Origin of the sequence: Streptosporangium sp. NPDC049248 (assembly GCF_040678965.1) — a bacterium.
Taxonomy (GTDB): Bacteria; Actinomycetota; Actinomycetes; order Streptosporangiales; family Streptosporangiaceae; genus Streptosporangium; species Streptosporangium fukuiense.
Genome location: NZ_JBFAQY010000003.1, coordinates 304,297 through 321,367, shown reverse-complemented (window position 1 = coordinate 321,367; position 17,071 = coordinate 304,297). Strand labels below are relative to the sequence as shown.

The window sequence follows — 17,071 nt, the reverse complement described above, 5'->3', positions numbered from 1 at the left end:
GGGGTCTGGTATCGCTCTGAATTTCACCTTGCTTGGCCGAATTCCAATTTTCAATGGGCCGGCATAACAAGGCGATTATTTGTCGATGACAAGATGACTGTACGTTCGGTAAAAACCGGAAAATCAGCTTTGCGTCTTTTGTATAGGGAAGCGGTGCACCTACCGCAGTAAGGCGGTGCACCGCTGACCTCAGCGATCCTCGAAGCCGAACTGGTCGAACTTCAGGACGCGGGCGTTCTCCGAGACGATGCGGATCTTGTCCTCGGGGAAGCCTTCCGGCTTGCGGGCGGTGATCTCGATGCTGAGTTCCAGCTCCACCCCCTCCACCGCGGCCAGGTGCTGGATGACTTCCTGGACCATCTTGGTGAAGCTCTTCTGATAGAACTCCGGGTCGAGTTTGGCGGCTCCGAAGAACCTGACGTTCTTGGGGCCGGGCGGTGGTGGCGGGGTGCCGCCGCCGGGCTGCGGGACGACGACCGTCACCCCGCCCGATCCGGTGCCCGCGCCGGAGGTCGAGCCCGAGGAACCGACGCCCCCCGTGATCGTCGCCGAACCGGCCGCTGCGGCGGTCGCCGCGTCGGCCTCGGCCTTGGCCTGGGCGTCGGCGCGCTGCTGAGCCAGGGCGAGATCGGGCCGGACCAGCAGCGTGTTGTCAGTGAGCTGTCCGGACCAGCCCTTCGGCGGCATCGCCAGCCCCTCGAAGCGCTGCCCGTCATAGCTCGTCGCGAGAGCGAAGCCGGTGCGCTCCCAGTCGAGCTCGTCGACCCCGGCGGCGAGCCCGCCGTCCAGCACCTCGCGGTCGCGGAGCCTCGGCAGATAGGGGTAGCGGCAGTAGTAGCTCCACAGCTCACCGACGGTGATGTGTCCCCGCTGCCAAACGCTGGCCAGTTCCCGCTCGAGGTTCCCCCGGATCACCGACGCGGCCTGGACGACCCGGAGCATGTCGCGCTGCTTCAGTTTGACGCTGACCCGCTCGGCCAGCCGGTCCTTGCCGCCGTCGGCCTTCTCCTCCTGCCAGGTGATGTGGCCGCCGGGCTGCTGGTCGGGGACGAACGCCCAGTAGTAGGTCTCGCGGATCCGCAGCTCGACGGCCTGGTTGGCGTTGGCGAGCCGGGTCTCCACCTGCTTGATCTGCTGGACGGTGAGATCCAGCTCGTCCTTACGCCCGGCGATGTTCCGCCAGGCCAGATACTCCCGTACGGCGTCCGACAGCTCCTCCATCCGCTTGGCGTCGCCGGCCAGGAAGACCAGCATGTTGCGGTTGATCCGCTGCGCGCTGCTCCGCTTGTCGAGCACCTTCTGGGCGAGGTTCCGTGCTGAGGAGTTGGCGTCGTTCTTGGCGTGGACGACGCTCGGATGCAGGATGACCAGTCGCGCGTCACCGGTGTCCGGCACGTCGTTGCTGTCGTCCGTGACGTGCACGGCGGAGAAGTCGCCGCGAGACCTGAGCTCCTTGGCCCGCAGTCGCGTGACGATCTCCAACCAGACGTCCTCCTTGTGCAGCCGCTCGGCATAGTCCTTGGCCGTACGGGTGACCGATGCCTGGGTGTCGTACCAGTAGCGGGCACCGTCCACGTAGAGAAAGGTGGCCCGGTCGCTGAGCACGTGCAGCGCGGAACCGAAGTTGCCGACGACATCGCCGGGGATGGCCACGCCGAGCCGGATGTTCTGCTGCTCGATGCCCTTGTGCTGCTTGGTCAGCGTCGGCGCGGAGCCGAAGAAGAGCGTCCTGGCCAGACGGCGGGTGAGCGCCCGCTTGCCGAAGACGGTCCGTTCTTTGTCGACCTGGACCGGCGTGGCCGTCTCGCTGTCGACGTCGGTCTCGATGATGGCCTTCCAGTTGTCCTGGAGGTACTGCGTCAGCTCACTGACCACGGCCGGGTGGTTGAGCGGAAGCGAACCCGGCATGATCAGCGGTCCGGCGTCCTGTGCCTGCCAGAGCTGCTGAATGACGATGCTCATCAGCCGGAGCACACCCCGGGTGCGCTGGAAGCGGTCGAGCGTCGACCAGTCCTCATAGAGCCGGTCGAACAGCTCGGGGTGGATCGGATAGGCGTCGATAATCCGCTTCTCGTAGGAGACCTCGGAGCACTCGCGCGGGAACTCGCCCTTGTGGTCGTTGTAGAACTTCCAGAACTGCTTGGCGATGGCCGCGATCTCGGCCTTCGCCTGGGCGTCGGGCTCCTCGAAGAGGCGACGCCGGACGATCTCGAAGGATTCGTGCGCCCGCGCGGGCTGCCACTGCAGCGCCACCCGGCGGATCACGTTCTGCAGCCGGTCCAGTGCGGCCTGGCCGTTGACTCCGCCGACCTCCAGCGCACTGCCCATGATCCCCTCTTCCGCCTCCTTGTGGCTGGAGGCGGGGATGGAGACGACCAGCAGCGCACCCGGCACGGCTTTGACCGCCTCGGTGATCGTCTGCGCGAAGGTGAACTGGGTGTCGAACGTCCCGGCCGGCAGATCGTCGCGGCCGTAGAGCTGCCTGCCGTAGGCCACCCACTCGTCGATCAGGATCAGGCACGGCGAGTAGGCCGCGATGAGCTGCCGGAGCGCGTCTCCGGGGTTGGTGTGCGCCTCGTCGGACTCCCGGATGATCTCGTACGCCTTGCGCCCGCCGAGCTGCCAGGCCAGCTCGCCCCAGAGCGTGTGGGTGTGCACGCCGTCCTCGTGGAGTTTCCCGGCGCTCGGGTCGATGTGGTTGCCGACGAGCGCGGCCCGCTGGACCTGGGTGCCGATCGCGCTGGTGTCCGCGTCCGCGAGCAGGTCGACGACCTCCTGCGGGAACTCGTGCAGCGGTGTCCCGGAGAAGATGTGCCACAGGGCGAGCATCGAGTGGGTCTTGCCACCGCCGAAGTTGGTCTGCAGGTTCCAGACCGGGGTGGCGTTCGGGTCCTTACCGACCCGGGCGACAGCCCGCTGCAGCAGGTCCTTCAGCCCCTCGGTGAGATAGGTACGGCGGAAGAACTGCAGCGGGTCGGAATACTCCTGGCTGGTGCTCTCCCCGATGGAGACCATGTGCAGGTCGGCGGCGAACTCGGCGGCATCCAACTTGCCCACCTGCACGTCCGCGTGCGGGGTGATGATGTCCCGCCATGGCTTGAGCCCGTTGGCCTCGATGCTGGGCATGGAGGTCACCGACTGGGCGGCCTTACGGGTCTCACCGTCGTAGAGGCTCCGCTGCTGGTCCAGCCGGAGCTTGCGCACCTCGTCGGCCCGGTCCATGGCACCGACCGCGATCAGCAGCCGCTCCATCGTGTCAAGAGCACGGTAGGTGTCGTCACCGGAGAACGGCTTGGTGTGCGCCCACTTGTTGCCGACCTCGCGCAGCTCACTGGCGAAGTTCTGCTCTCCCCGCGAGAGCCTGTCCTTGAAGACCCGCCACTCCTCGGTGATGACACGGAGCAGGAAACGCACATCGGTCTTCTCGTAGGTCTTGCTCGCGCCGTGCTTGACGGCGTCCCGTGCCTCGATGACCTGAAGCCAGTCATGGCTACCGGTCGTGGCCATGCTCATCATCATCTCGACGAACGGCTCAAGACCCTTCCCGAGAATCTCCAGACCCCGGCCGATCCTGTCCCTGTTGCTCAGCGCCATGTCGTCAGTCCTCCTCGGGGGTGAGGTCGAACATGCCCTGACCGCTCCCGACCGGCGCGGCGGTACGCGCCGCATTCTCGATCTCCCGCCACTCGGAGCCGAGAGCGTTGAAGAGCAGTGCGGTCTTGGCCCAGTTGCGTCGCTCGCAGATCGCAAAGAGCCGGTAGGCCAACTCCTTCGCGATGTCGAGGTCGATCCTGAGCTTCGCGGCGGCCATCAACTGCCCGGCCGCGCCGATCCCCTGCTCATCCAGCCGCTTGGCCAGGTGCATGACGACCTCCCAGACCGAGATCCGGTCATCGGCCTCCGGGTCGTAGATGTCTGGGAGCTCCCCCGGGCTGAAAAGCTGCACGATCCCGGCGCGAGACTTGAGCACCCCCGAACGGTCGAGGCCCGCAACGGAGGTATCCATGGCCTTGGAAATCGACTCGGCGTCCCCGAACTTGCCCTCATCGAAGCCGTGAATCTCGAACCAGTTGATGCAGAAGCGGGTGTCGGAGTCGAAGTCATTGTCTTGCTCAGACAACACTTCGGCAAGGAGTTGGTTGATCAGAATCAGCGCCGCGCGGACCCGCATCGGAGAGCCATTTGCCTCGACTACCTGCGCGTACTGGGAAAATACTGCCATTCCTGGCCCAATCGCCGCTTGCGCCAGGTCTACTGGGGCGATACCGCCCTGCTGAAGATCCCGCAGCGCATCGGGGAGTTTCATTTTAAGCTCGCTAATTAACCCTCGCCGATCGATCGTTCCTGCGGTTTCGAGCCGAGGCAGACAGGCCAGCACTACCGAGGAGGCAAGCGCATTGGTTCCAACACTGATCATACGACCGCTCCGTTCAGTACGAATCGGCCAAGTCGCAGTGACCTTCCAACCCGAGCGGATCATTCCTTCAAGCAGAGTCTCCCAACCGGTTGAAGCTTCGCCACCGTCGTCAGTCTCCGACTGTTTGAAGGCGTAGAAAATGGTCATAGGGAAGTTCTCTACCGCACCATTTCGAATTAGCGCAAAAACTCGCCGAAAGCCGTCTTCGAAAAATCGTGTTGCACCTTCAATACCGCCATGACGGTACGGGTTAGCAATAAGCTCATCGGCCTTTGGAGTCAGAAGCGTACCTAAAAGATCAGGAAAAATAGAACCCAGCGAACGACGAAGCCAAACATAGAAAAAGTCCGCCAAGTCAGCGTAGCCAATATTGTCATAGTAGGGCGGGTCAGTTGAAATGACCATCCCCTTGTAAGATCGGCCCCCAGCATCAACTTGCGCTACTACAGAATGCCCATCACCCGGAAGTATCGACATGCTCCTTGTTATAGCGGAGAGAAGAATGTCCAGCGTCCCCGATGACGAGCCGAAGATATTCCCCTCCCCAAAATCCCACGTCATCGGAAGAGCTTGCCGAGCAAAAGTGCTGCGCAGAAGTTCATTCTGTGGATTACTCGACCAAGTTGTTACGGTCGACGAATAGTCGACAAGTCGACTAACTGCAAGGGCAAGGTAGATTGCAACCGCGTCCACATATGATTCAACCTCTAGATCACTCGCCCTGGAGATAGAATTTTGACTAATTGAAAATGCAAGAGTATCTGTACGAACTTTTTCTCGAGCCTCAGAAACTAGATCACTAAAAGTAGTTAGTGCGACAAGTTGCCGATTAGTGAATAGCTTATCGAAAGTGTCGAAGCCGTAGTTTACGCACCAGATATTTCTGGGGTCATTAGCCAAATCTGCATCCGGAACATCGTCGGGACGAGGGACCGTCGCCGCCTGATCGTGCTCCTCACTGGGGGCGAGGTAATAGCGCATCCGAGGCCCCTCGACCGCAATTGCCATTAGCTGAACTCCCATACGTCCAGCCTTTCCTTCAGCCTGGATATGGTCAGCTGGAACCGGGGAGTTGCAAATCAAGCACGTAGCCCGCCCTCTATCCATCGTGCCACTCCGAGGCTGACCTTCAGGGCCGCGAACCTCAAAGCGAACACGCTTACCCTCCACAATCGGTTCGACATAACGCTCCTTTCCTTTCTTTTTACCAAGCCAGAAAGAACGAACCAGCGGCATGGTGCCACCGCAGGTCGGGTTAGGGCAGATAACCGTACGAGCCCAGAGCCAAGCGATAACATTCGCCTCAGTTCCGTCCGCTAGCTTGGCCTTCGGATAAAGGTGCCCGATGCGCTTCTCGGCCTCATCCCGCATCCACTTCCCATAGCGGCGAACGTCCTCGGCCAGACCGGTCGCACCAGGCCAGTCACCCATCCGGGATTCGGCAGCCCCCGGAAACACCGGAGGCTGCCCCGCCCACTTCGGTGGGATCTCGATCAGTGCCTTGTTGATGAGCACCGGAACCGGATTCAGATCGGAGGCATGCGCCTCCAGCCCAAGACGCTGGGCCTCCAGCGGAATTGAACCGCCCCCAGCGAACGGGTCAAGAATCGGCGGCGGATTCCCGTCGCACGACTTCAAGATCTCAGCCTTGGCCTCCGCGTACAGGGCCTTGTCGTTGATGTTGTCCCAGTTGACCAGTCGCTCGATGATGTTGAAGAGGCGCTTGCGCTCCAGTGCCTGGTCCTCCTCGGTGGGAAACTCCTCCGGCCGCGAGGAAGGGTCGTCCACGAGCTGGGCGAAGAGCACCGCCCGGCAGGCGGCCAGCGGGCGGCGGGCCCACCACAGGTGCAGGGTCGACGGGTGGCCGTGCCGGATCGACTTCTCCCGGGCCGACTGCTTGTTGATCTCCTCCAGCGGAAGGGCCACCTCGATCAGCTTGCGCCGGTATCCGTCCGTACCCGTACCAGTGCTCATACCGGTGCTCCTCCTCGTGCCCATTCCCTGTTCCAGTCGCCACCGAGGTCGGTGGCGACAAAGTCGCCGAAGTCCACGTCCCTGAACGGGTCGACGAGGTAGCGGACCTCGTCGTACGCCGGGCCGTCCGGGTGCACGCTCACCAGGGCGAGCCGGAAGGACCGGCCCGCGTTCTTGCCGGTCAGCACCTCGGTCCGGGTGACGTGGAAGTCCTTCGCCCCGGCGATCCGGCCCTTGACCTCGATGAAGACCCAGTGGTCGTCCACAGTCCGAGAGCGGATGTCGTAGCCGGGGTTGTTGTGCGCCATCTCCTCGGGCAGCCGGCCGAGCCTGCGCTCCTCGTCCAGCACCCGGTCCACCGCGCGCCGCTCCACCTCGGCCGTCTGTCGCGCGTACGCCGTCGCCGGGTCGTCGCGGAGCCCGGCCAGCCGGTCGAGCAGGCCCTGCGGGACGACCAGCGCGCCACCCGCCACCTGCGGCGGCCGGACCTGGAGCAGCTCGCCCCGGTCAAGCTGCTCCATCCGGCGGCGGAGCCGGGCCTCCAGGTCCCTGGCCCGCCGGGCGGCGGTCTCCGGGCGGATCTTGAGCGTCTTGCCGGTCAGCTCGGCGTCCAGCAGGTCGGCGTGCCGGGTGTCCCAGTAGTTGATCTCCTGGAGCAGCCGCTGCCGTACCAGGCCGCGGGTGCGGGTGGTCTCCGCCGCCAGCCGCGCCCTGAGCTCGTCGACGAACGAGGCCAGGCCGTTCTCGACGGCCCAGCCGACGGCGAGGTCCTCCACCCCGCTCGCCAGCCAGCCCTCCTCCAGCACCCCGGTCACCAGGTGCCGTTCCTCCGCCGAGGCGGGCGCGTAGTCGAGGTAGGGGGCGGCGCCGGCCGTACGGGCGGTGGAGGGGCCGATCTCCACGAAGTCGAAGCGCTTGCTGACGATCCGGTCGTGGCCGTCGGCGACCTCCTGGGAGACGGCGGCCAGCAGGTGCGGCTCCTCGCCCGCGTCCCGGCGGTCGACCAGCAGCGCGCCCTGCTTGAGCTGCGTGCCGTACCGCTCGACGACCAGCGAGACCACCGCGTCGAGCAGCGGGTGGCCGGGCGCGAGCAGATCGGCGCGGGGGCGGCCCACGGGCCTGACCAGCTCGCGGGCGAAGGTGACGCGCTCGTAGCGGCGCAGCACCGGGACGCCCACCCTGATCTGCCGGTCGTGCGCCAGCAGGTCGCCGGGGACGTGCTTGATCTCGTAGCGGCCGGACTCGCGCTCGGCGACCCGTCCGCCGAGCAGTTTGAAGGCGGCGAGGAAGAACGCCCGGACGTAGTGCGGCTGCAGCCGCCGGGCCTGGGCCTCCTCCATCCGCAGCCGCCACTCGGCGACGTCGCTCTCGCCCAGCCGCTGGTGGGCCAGCGCGCGCTCGGCCATCAGCCGGTCGAGGCCCTCGCCGACCGAGGCGTCGATGACCTGGTTGAGCCGGTCGCGGATCTCCGGCCGGTCCCCGTACTGGATCGCCTCCATCAGCAGCTTGCGCAGCGGCTCGTCCTGGAACGCCTCGCCGAGGACGTCGAAGACCTTGCCCTTGTAGGCGCGGCGCTGCTCCTCGATCTTCTCCAGCAGCCGGTAGAAGACGTCGCCCTCGCGGGTGCCGATCGCGACGAGGTTCCACAGGTGGCAGACCTCGGTCTGGCCGATGCGGTGGATCCGGCCGAAACGCTGCTCGATCCGGTTGGGGTTCCACGGCAGGTCGTAGTTGACCATGAGGTGGGCCCGCTGCAGGTTCAGGCCCTCGCCCGCCGCGTCGGTCGCGACCAGGATCCGGCACTCCGGGTCCTGGGTGAACAGCTCCTTGATCCGGCGGCGCTGGTCGCGGGAGACGCCGCCGTGGATGGCGACCACCGCCTCCTCCCGGCCGATCAGTCCGCGGATCCGCTCGACGAGGTATTCGAGGGTGTCCTTGTGCTCGGTGAACACGATGAGCTTGCGGGGGGTGCCGTCGGTGTCGCGGATCAGGGTGTTGCCCTGCAGCAGCTCGGACAGCTCGGTCCACTTGCGGTCGGTGCCGGAGTTGCGCACCCTGCGGGCCAGCTCGACCAGGTCGACGAGGAGGGCGAGCTCCTTGTCGAGTTCGGCGATCGTCTGCGCGGTGGTCGCGGCGTCGACGACGTCGTCCTCCAGCTCCTCGACCTCGGTGCTGGACAGGTCGTCGAGGTCGGCGTCGAGGGTCTCGGGGGCTTTGCCCAGCAGGCCCGCGAGCCGGTCCTTAAACCGGCCCTCCAGCGGACTCGGGCCAGCGGCCATCTCCTGGCGGAGCCGGCCGAGCCGCTTGTGGCGGCGCTCCAGGGAGCGCAGGATCGCCTCCGGGCTGGAGGCGAGGCGGCGCTGCAGCACGGTGAGCGCGAAGCCGACGGTGTTGCCGCGCCGGCCCTCGCCCCGGGCGGCGAGCTGCTGGGCCCGGCCCATCTGCTCGCGGACGTAGTCGGTGACCACCCCGTACAGCTCGTCCTCGGCCTCCGACAGCTCGTACGGGACGGTGTAGGCGCGGCGCTCGGGGAAGAGCGGCGTGCCCTCGAAGGTGAGCAGGTCCTCCTTGACCATGCGGCGCATCAGGCCGTCGGTGTCGGCGGAGCTGAGCCCCTCGCGGTACCTGCCCTCGAAGCGGTCGGAGTCGAGCAGGCCCATGAAGAGCTGGAAGTCGGCCTCATTGCCGGCGTGCGGGGTCGCGGTCATCAGCAACAGGTGGCGGGCGTGCTTGCCGAGCAGCTCGCCGAGCTGGTAGCGCCTCGTCTTCTTCAGCTCGTCGCCGAAGTAGCGGGCGGACATCCGGTGGGCCTCGTCGACCACGACGAGGTCCCAGTCGCTCCGGGCGAGCTGGGCCTGCAGCTCCTCGCTGCGGGAGAGCTGGTCCATCCGGGCGATGAGCAGCGGGTGGCCGTCGAAGACGCTTCGGTCGAGCTGGGCGTCGATGAGCTGGCGGGTGAGCTGTTCGAACCGGAGGCCGAACTTCTCCAGCAGCTCCTCCTGCCACTGCTCGACCAGCCCGCCCGGCGCGACGATCATGCATCGTTCCACATCGCCGCGGAGCATCAGTTCCTTGATGTAGAGACCGGCCATGATGGTCTTCCCGGCGCCGGGATCGTCTGCCAGGACGAAGCGGAGCGGGGTGCGGTCGAGCAGTTCGCCGTAGACGGCCTGGATCTGGTGCGGGAGCGGCTCCAGGTCGCTGGTGGTCACCGCGAGCATCGGGTCGAAGCGGGCGGCCATCCGGAGGCGGAGCGCCTCGGCGGCGAGCTTGAACAGCGCGCCGTCGCCGTCGAACCCGTAGGCGGCGGACGCCCGATGCAGGGTGAGCCTGCTCTCGTGGTCGCGGTAGAGGAGTTGCTCGGCCACCTGACCGTTGCCGGTCTTGTAGGTGAGGTTGATCGCGTTGGATCCGTACCACCTGATCGCGACGACGGTGACGTCACCGTCCGGCGTCACCCCGCCGACGAGGGTGCCGGGGGTGAGGTCTTCCAGCCTGGCCCCTGTCATCGCGGGACCCCGCGGACTGGACGGGGTAGACATCTCACAGCGCTTAAATCTCTTTCGGTCTGTCCATAAATAAATAAGCGGTCAAAATATGCCTTCAGGACATTCGCCCGATTTGGTGGACTTTGGAGTAGCTTGCGGCAGGCCGAAACCATCTAGTCCGGCCACAGTCGGCACAAGTTCACAAATCAGACACAACTGCCAAGGACGTCTATGTTCCATAAATAGGGCGCACGGTTTTCCCATTGCCGCGGGCCGCACTAGAATTTCCCAAGCTCAAGTAAAACGTACACACAAAACAGCGGCCACCGCAAGAAAAGTTGTGTACTCAGCTCACTGATTTTTGGCTGCGTACTCTACGGCCTGCCTCTTCACATGGAGAGGCGCGCGAGCCCGTCCCGGACCTTGACCGTGTCGGGGTGCTCCGACCCGTACAGCCGGACGAGATCCTCCAGCAGGCCGGACAGGGTGTACCGGGCACGTTCGGTATCACCCGCACCGAGTTCGAGGAGCCCGATCTGCCGTCTCAGCTCCAACGGCCGGGGGTCGTGCCTGCCGTAGACAGCCTGTTCCTCGACCAACAGGCTCTTCAACATCCGCAGAGCCTGCCCCGTCTCCCCCATGAGGGCCTGACAGGTCGCCTCCTGGCGGCGGCAGTGCAGCACTTTCTCGTCGTGCGGGCCGTGCTTGCGTGTCAGGTCAACGCGTAGCTCCCCGAAGACCGGAGCCGCCCGGCGGTAGTCACCGCCCTCGAAGAGCACATCCCCCAGACGCAGACGCGCGGCGAGCACCTCCTCGTCGAGAGGACCGGCCATCCGGCTGGCGGGGGCGACGACCGCGTCGAGCACCTCGACCGCCTGGCCGTAGCGGGACGCCTTCGCCAACTCCTCGGCCTCGCTCCGGGCCCGGGACAGGTCCTCCCTGCTGAAGTTCCCGGGGTCGGCCTGCCGGGACGGCTCCGACATGACGGCTTCCGGCCGGTTGTTCCCGGGGTCGGTGATGCGACCGACCACCTCCGCGTACATCCGCACCGGGCTGGGACCGGGACTCGTCACCCCCGGCAGCGGTCCCACCTCGTCCACGAAGGACAGCAGAGCGGTGTGCAGGAGCTTCGCCCGGGCCGGTCGATCCTCCGCGCGCTTGGCCAGCAGCCGCAGCACGAGCCGGTCCAGCTCGGCCGGCACGTCGGAACGCTGCTCCCGCACCGAGGGCGCGGCCTCATGCACCTGCCGCTCGAGGATGCGGTACTCCGAGGTCCCGTCGAACACCCGCTCCCCGGTGAGCATCTCGTGCAGGATGAGTCCGAGGGAGTAGAGGTCGCTCTGCGGAGTGACCACCGCACCCCGGACCTGCTCCGGCGACATGTAGAGCGGCGTGCCCAGGATGGTGCCGGTCCTGGTGAGCCTGGACAGCTCGGGATCGTGGAACATGGCCAGGCCGAAGTCCAGCACCTTGACGGTGCCGTCCGGACAGACCATCAGGTTCGACGGCTTGAGGTCACGGTGGAAGACGCCCCGCTCATGCGCGGCGCACAGCACGGCGGCGACCTGCGCGGCGATCCCCGCGGCCCAGCCGACGGGGAGCACGCCGTGCTCCCCCAGGATGTGGTCCACCGTGGCGCCCTCGACGAACTGCATCACCATGAACGGCCGAGGCCCGACTTTCGGGTCCTCGAAGACTCCGACGTCATGGATCGGCGGCGTGCCCGGATGCTCCAGCTTGGCCATGATCCGCGCCTCGTGGAGGAAGCGCTTCGCCAGTTCCTCGTCGGGCTTGCCGTAGGGGAAGCGGAGCAGCTTGACGGCGACCCTGCGGTCGAGCTTCTGGTCGTAGGCCCCGTAGACCTCGCCCATTCCACCTTGCCCCAGAGGAAGAGCATCGAGCTCGTAGCGACCGTCGATGATCACCCGATCCGCCTCCACCGGTCACCCGAAGGGCTCTGTTATGCGGCAAAACTACACCGATTCACCGCCCCGACCGCCGAAATCCATTCCCCAGGTCCTCTCCCGGCCAAACGGGCCACCCAAAAATACTATTAGGGGTGAATAACCAAAATACTGGGCATTCTTCCCCTTCAGCCATAAAAGGCCTTTCACCTCCGGGGGGTCGCGATGATGGCCGAGGCCATGACGCTCGCCTCGACCGGAGCCGCGCGCTATTCGAGCGGGTGTGCGGCCAGCACCTTCGCCAGGCGGGCCTCGAAGGTACTGCCCTGCACCCTCGCCTTCTCCGGCCCGACGTACTGCCGCCAGCGGGAGGGGTGGCGCGGGGTGCCCGCCACCATCCAGGTCCGGCGGACCCCGGCGTCCTTCAAGTGCCCGCGCAGCCAGGAGACCTGCTCCCGCAGCACGACGCCGACGCGGCCGGTGACCCGGTTCGATCCCCAGGCGAACAGGATCTCGTCGGCGGCGCGGACCGCCTCCGCGAGCAGGGTCCGGGACCGGGCCACCTCCGCTTCCTCGATCACGGTGGCACCGAGCTGCCCCTGATCCTTGGTAGGAACGTCCAGCAGGTTCGCCAACCGGATCCGATCACAGCCCACCAGGGGAAGAGCGCAGCCGAGGTTGCGGAACGAGATGGTCTCGGGGGCGGGCCGGAGCGCGGGATTCAGCAGGATCGCGCACAGCGTCCGGGAGTCTTGACTCACCTCGTCCTCTCTTGATCTACCGGAATCCCGGAGACTGTACCGGGGTTGCTCGAACCCTGGTTTTCGCGGCTTGTAGCGTGCTGCCATGACGGAGCTTGAGGAACTGGCCGGCAGGTTGCGGCGGTTCGCGCACGACAGAGAGTGGGAGCAGTTCCACACCCCGAAGAACCTGGCCATGGCCCTGGCCGGGGAGGTCGGAGAGCTTCTCGCGGAGCTGCAGTGGCTCACTCCCGAGGAATCCGCGCGGGCCATGGAGAATCCGGAGGCTGCCGGACGGCTGCGCTCCGAGCTCGCCGACGTCATGGTCTACCTGACCCGGCTCGCCGATGTGCTGAACGTCGATCTCGTCGAGGCCGCCCACGCCAAGCTCGACCAGAGCGACAGACGCTACGACGTGGAGGCTTACCGGGGGTCGGCCAGGAAGGCGCCACCGCTCGTCTGATTTTGTCGGATGATCGCGGTAATGTGCCGGGCGTAGTGATGCGGCCCGACGGGCTTCCGCCGATCGCCTGATCGCGGACACGCTCCCATACCGCACGAGTCTCTCGTGCTGCCTGGGGGTAGGTCCGTGACGGCATTTCGGCACTCCGCCGAAAGTCTGGCCAAGCTGGCGACCGACGGTTCGGTCCCCGAAAAACGGCTCAGCGAGGTCATCGCCGAGCATCTCAGAAGAACGGTGCGCGTCAATCCCTCCGAGGCCGAGCGCAGATCCTGGGATCGCAGCCTGCCCGTCCTCGCCCGCGACCTGGTCGACGCCGGGCTGGGCGACGTCGAGATGCTGATCGAGTACCAGCTCCCGCTGACCAGCAAACGGGCCGATGTCGTGCTGGCGGGGGTGGACCGCCGCACCGGTGGCGACGCCTACCTGGTGGTGGAGCTGAAGCAGTGGAGCCGGGCCGAGCTCTTCGAGGAGGATCCGGACCTCGTGCTGGTCGAGGGCACTCCGGGCGGCCCCAAGCTGCACCCCGCGCTCCAGGTGCGGGGCTACTGCGACTACCTCGCCGACTTCGTCGGCGCCCTGGAGGGCAGGGACGACGCGCTCAGGGGCGTGGCCTACCTGCACAACGCGGCCGACCTCGACATCCAGGATCTCTACGCGCGGGAGCAGGACGAGCGGAGCCGCCTGTTCACCAAGACCCGGCGGGGCGCCTTCCTCACCTATCTGCGTGACCAGTTCGCTCCCGAGCCCGGCGCGGACGTGGCCGACCGGCTGCTCAACAGCGCGGTGCGCCCCTCCAAGCAGCTTCTCAAGCTGGCCGCCCGGGAGATCAAGGACCGGGAGCAGTTCGTGCTGCTGGCGGAGCAGCGGCTCGCGTACGAGATCGTGCTGAACGCCGTGGACCGGGCTCGCCGGGCGGACTCGAAGGAGGTCGTCATCGTCACCGGCGGCCCGGGAAGCGGCAAGAGCGTCATCGCGCTCTCCCTGCTGGGCGAGCTGTCGAGGCAGGGCCGGGCCGTTCTGCACGCCACCGGATCTCGGTCGTTCACCGGGACGCTGCGCAAGGTCCCGGGCAAGGGCTCCTCGAAGGTGAAAAACCTCTTCAAGTACTTCAACAGCTTCATGACCGCCGAGCAGAACGGCCTTGAGGTTCTCATCTGCGACGAGTCCCACCGCCTCCGCGAGACCTCACAGAACCGCTACACACCCGCGCGGCTGCGCAGCGACCGCCGTCAGGTCGACGAGCTGATCGACGCCGCCCGCGTTCCCGTCTTCCTGCTGGACGAGCACCAGGTCGTGCGGCCCGGCGAGATGGGCACCACCGCCGAGATCAGAGAGCACGCCGAGGCCCGGAGCCTACGGGTGCACGAGATCTCGCTCGACGGGCAGTTCCGCTGCGGAGGCAGCCGCGCCTACGAGGAGTGGGTGCTGCACCTTCTCGGCCTGCGGGGCGACCAGCCTGTTCCGTGGTCGGGAGACGACCACTTCACGGTGTCACCGGCGGAGTCTCCGCAGGAGCTTGAGACCCTGCTGCGTTCGAGACTGGACGAGGGTTACTCGGCGCGGATGACCGCTGGCTTCTGCTGGCCGTGGAGCGACCCGCAGAGCGACGACACCCTCGTTCACGACGTCCGGATCGGCGACTGGTCCCGTCCGTGGAACGTCAAAAACGACAGGGCCGTGGGCAGCGCGCCCGCGAGCGCGCTGTGGGCGACCCTGGACGGAGGGTTCGAACAGGTCGGCTGTGTCTACACCGCGCAGGGATTCGAGTACGACTGGAACGGTGTGATCATCGGGCCCGATCTCGTCGTCCGGGACGGCAGGTTCCACACGAGGAGAGCGTTCAGCAAGGATCCCGCGCTCACCCGGGGAACCACCGACGAGCAGGCGGATCGATTGATCCGTAACACCTACAAGGTGCTCCTGACCCGAGGAATGATCGGCACGTTCGTCTACTCCACGGACCCGGAGACCCAGGAGTTCCTCTCCCGGCTCACCTCCTGATTGCTATGTCCTAGACGTTCGGAACGACCAGTTCAAGCCAAGATCTCGATGTGCGGCTGGAGTGCTGGGACTCCGGCGGAGGCTTTCCAAAAAATCGCGGTCGATCGCTCCGATGCCGTACATTCGAGGAGCCGCGAAAGCGAGCACAGGCTTATCCGGGGCTTCATGCCCCCGAGGGCGCGGTCTCCGGACCGCGCCCTCTTTGCTTCCCCTGACCCGGGGCCGCGCCGCCATGAACGCGGCTCCCATCGAGGAGCGCCGCCACCAGCTCGTTCTTGTTCAGCAGGTCGGGCGGGCCGTCCTCGTAGGGATCGCCGTCGTCGTCACCCGGCTCGTACGACTCCAGGACCCCGTAGCCCGTCCACAGTGGTTCCTTGTGCACCGACACCGGCCGGGGCGGCATGGGGGCCGGGTGGGCGTCGACGCGCACCCGAACCAGGCATGTCCGGCGCGACCGGCTCACCGGGGAGTGTGGCACTGCCGACAGTACGAGCGGATCCGGATGACGGGGGACGATCTTCCGGTAGGCGAGAGGGAAACCGGTGCCGGGAAGCCGGGTCAGATGGTGCCGGTTCGTGCCGCGGTGACCGCCAGCGTGGTGTAGGGCATCGTGAAGCCGCCCCCGATCGCGTCGATGGCGGCCCCGACGCCTGCCAGCACTTCGGCCAGTTTGTCCGCCGGGAGCCGGGTGAGGCCACCGGTCGTGGGCAGCAGATCCAGCCACTCGTCGCGGGTGTAGAACCGCTCCCAGTCGAATCGCCACCGCTCCGGGTCGCCGAACTCGTCCGCCTTTCGGATTCCGTCGGCGAACATGGCGAACATCTCCTGGTAGGCGTCCAGGCCCTGCTTCGGCGGCCGGCCGTTGAACGGCGAGTCGGGCACCACCCGCCGATAGACCGCCGCGAAGGCCTCCGCGATGGCGGGCGGAGGCTCGAGGACATGCGCGAACACCGCCAACCGGCCGCCAGGCCGCAGGATCTGGGCCGCCTTCACGGCGCCCGCGACCGGGTCCACCCAGTGCCAGGCCTGGCCCGCGATGACCGCGTCGAACGTCCGGCCGGCCGGATCCCAGGTCTCGAACGTCGCCACCTGTACTTCGACCCCGCTGTGCCGCGCGAACTCGGCCATTCGCTCATCGGGGTCGACGCCCAGCACCGTGCAGCCGGCCGCCTGGAACTGCCGGGCCTCTATGCCGGTACCACAGCCGACGTCCAGGACGTCTGGCCCGGGACTGGCGGCGACGATCCGCGCCACGAGGGCGTCGGGATAGCGGGGCCGGGCCCGGTCGTAGCGTTCGGCGTCCGCTCCGAACGACTCCGCCACCTGCCTGGCCTTGTGCGGCTCATTCTCTGAAGGGTGCGATTGTCCCTGCGACATAGTGGGCATGCGCCCACCATAGTGGGCACACGCCCACTTGCCAACAGGGTAACGTCCGCGGTGAGCGTAAGGAGGAACGCGCGGTGCCGACCGGAGTGCACATCCGTGACGTCCGCCGGCAGTTGTTCGACGCCGCCGAGCGCGTCCTGCTTCAGGACGGGCCGAACGCGCTGACCAGCCGTGCGGTCACCACCGAGGCGGGCGTCGCCAAGGGCGTCCTGCACCGGCACTTCGCCGACTTCGACGACTTCCTCGCCGAGCTCGTGCGAGACCGTATCGCCCGGATCGACGACCAGACCGCCGCCCTGCGCGAGTCCGCCGGAACCGGCACCGTCGCCGGCAACCTCACCGGCGCGCTGATGGACCTGTTCGACCCGGTCGCGGTGGCGATCGTCAGTCTCGTCATCTTCCGGGACGAGCTGCGCGCCCGGCTGCGCCACGCCAGGCCGGGCCACGGCATCCCGGTCATGACGGAAGCCGTGGCCATGATCGCCTGCTACCTCAACGACGAATGCGAGCTGGGCCGCATCGCGGTCGACGCCGACGTCGACGCGCTCGCACTCTCACTGATCGGGGCCGGGCACCTGCTGTTCGCCGACCGTGAAGCCGCCCCGGCGGAGGCCGAAGCCGTCGGCAAGGTCGTGACCGCGGTCATCGCCGACGTCGTACAGAGACGGCTGCTGTGAACCCCTGAACCGCTTGACGCA

General features: G+C 66.6%; 10 protein-coding genes. 3 read left to right on the top strand and 7 right to left on the bottom strand.

The features are described 5' to 3' along the window. Nucleotides 1–189: 189 nt before the first annotated feature. The 5 genes from AB0K21_RS08125 to AB0K21_RS08105 all read right to left on the bottom strand — a co-directional run bounded on the left by AB0K21_RS08125 (nucleotide 190) and on the right by AB0K21_RS08105 (nucleotide 12,631). Nucleotides 190–3,594, bottom strand: a complete 3,405-nt coding sequence (locus AB0K21_RS08125; protein WP_364148741.1) for a Swt1 family HEPN domain-containing protein — start codon at nucleotides 3,592–3,594, stop codon at nucleotides 190–192. A 4-nt stretch (nucleotides 3,595–3,598) separates the two neighbouring features. Continuing rightward, the gene (locus tag AB0K21_RS08120) at nucleotides 3,599–6,391 is read right to left on the bottom strand and encodes a DUF1156 domain-containing protein (RefSeq protein ID WP_364148739.1); all 2,793 of its coding nucleotides are present in this window, start codon (nucleotides 6,389–6,391) and stop codon (nucleotides 3,599–3,601) included. Further along, the gene (locus AB0K21_RS08115) at nucleotides 6,388–9,900 is read right to left on the bottom strand and encodes a helicase-related protein (protein WP_364148737.1); all 3,513 of its coding nucleotides are present in this window, start codon (nucleotides 9,898–9,900) and stop codon (nucleotides 6,388–6,390) included. The genes AB0K21_RS08120 and AB0K21_RS08115 overlap by 4 nt, the downstream gene beginning before the upstream one ends. 368 nt (nucleotides 9,901–10,268) lie before the next feature. Further along, nucleotides 10,269–11,804, bottom strand: coding sequence for a protein kinase (locus tag AB0K21_RS08110; protein WP_364148735.1), 1,536 nt, complete (start codon nucleotides 11,802–11,804; stop codon nucleotides 10,269–10,271). Between the two features lie 248 nt (nucleotides 11,805–12,052). Continuing rightward, nucleotides 12,053–12,631, bottom strand: coding sequence for a DUF1643 domain-containing protein (locus tag AB0K21_RS08105; RefSeq protein WP_364148733.1), 579 nt, complete (start codon nucleotides 12,629–12,631; stop codon nucleotides 12,053–12,055). On the opposite strand from AB0K21_RS08105, the gene AB0K21_RS08100 reads away from it, so the two are divergent. Next, entirely contained in the window at nucleotides 12,630–12,986 is a 357-nt protein-coding gene (locus tag AB0K21_RS08100) for a nucleotide pyrophosphohydrolase (RefSeq protein WP_364148731.1), read from the top strand. The genes AB0K21_RS08105 and AB0K21_RS08100 overlap by 2 nt on opposite strands. Before the next feature lie 126 nt (nucleotides 12,987–13,112). Further along, complete coding sequence (locus AB0K21_RS08095) at nucleotides 13,113–14,987, top strand: DUF2075 domain-containing protein (RefSeq protein WP_364148729.1); 1,875 nt, start codon at nucleotides 13,113–13,115, stop codon at nucleotides 14,985–14,987. Between the two features lie 163 nt (nucleotides 14,988–15,150). Here AB0K21_RS08095 and AB0K21_RS08090 read toward each other — a convergent pair whose 3' ends face one another. Continuing rightward, on the bottom strand, nucleotides 15,151–15,417 hold the full coding sequence (locus tag AB0K21_RS08090) for a hypothetical protein (protein WP_364148727.1): 267 nt from the start codon (nucleotides 15,415–15,417) through the stop codon (nucleotides 15,151–15,153). 128 nt (nucleotides 15,418–15,545) lie between these two features. Then, entirely contained in the window at nucleotides 15,546–16,373 is an 828-nt protein-coding gene (locus AB0K21_RS08085; protein ID WP_364148725.1) for a class I SAM-dependent methyltransferase, read from the bottom strand. 74 nt (nucleotides 16,374–16,447) lie between these two features. Here AB0K21_RS08085 and AB0K21_RS08080 point away from each other — a divergent pair, with 74 nt between their 5' ends. After that, complete coding sequence (locus tag AB0K21_RS08080; RefSeq protein WP_364148723.1) at nucleotides 16,448–17,050, top strand: TetR family transcriptional regulator; 603 nt, start codon at nucleotides 16,448–16,450, stop codon at nucleotides 17,048–17,050. Nucleotides 17,051–17,071 lie beyond the last annotated feature (21 nt).

Excerpts from the sequence above, each read along its gene's own strand:
- AB0K21_RS08125 (WP_364148741.1), bottom strand. The coding sequence starts at position 3,594 with ATGGCGCTGAGCAACAGGGACAGGATCGGCCGGGGTCTGGAGATTCTC.
- AB0K21_RS08120 (WP_364148739.1), bottom strand. The coding sequence starts at position 6,391 with ATGAGCACTGGTACGGGTACGGACGGATACCGGCGCAAGCTGATCGAG.
- AB0K21_RS08115 (WP_364148737.1), bottom strand. The coding sequence starts at position 9,900 with ATGACAGGGGCCAGGCTGGAAGACCTCACCCCCGGCACCCTCGTCGGC.
- AB0K21_RS08105 (WP_364148733.1), bottom strand. The coding sequence starts at position 12,631 with ATGGCAGCACGCTACAAGCCGCGAAAACCAGGGTTCGAGCAACCCCGG.
- AB0K21_RS08085 (WP_364148725.1), bottom strand. The coding sequence starts at position 16,373 with ATGCCCACTATGTCGCAGGGACAATCGCACCCTTCAGAGAATGAGCCG.
- AB0K21_RS08100 (WP_364148731.1), top strand. The coding sequence starts at position 12,630 with ATGACGGAGCTTGAGGAACTGGCCGGCAGGTTGCGGCGGTTCGCGCAC.